At 33.3% G+C, this 234-nt stretch carries 1 protein-coding gene; it reads left to right on the forward strand.

The window, feature by feature from the left end:
- Window positions 1–234 (forward strand): hypothetical protein (locus SB658_RS27695; RefSeq protein WP_410603790.1); only part of this gene is annotated, 234 nt, incomplete at both ends.

Consider the following 234-nt stretch of genomic DNA (forward strand, 5'->3'; position numbering starts at 1 on the left):
CAATTGGTAATGGTAAATAGAGATCTTGAAATTGCTTTAAATCTCTTTAATTCTGTTTTGCAGGATAAAGTAGAATATACACCGAAAAAAGAAAAATTAAAAGCAGTTTTGAATTCGTCATTAACTCAAAATTTAAAAACAGAAAACCTTCCGGCTGTTCAGCGTTCGCAATTTGAATCGGAATCTGCCAAATGGAGATGGAAAACGGAAAGCGCCAAAATGCTTCCTGAAATT

Source organism: Bacillus sp. SIMBA_008 (assembly GCF_046535495.1).
Classification (GTDB): Bacteria; Bacillota; Bacilli; order Bacillales; family Bacillaceae; genus Bacillus; species Bacillus subtilis.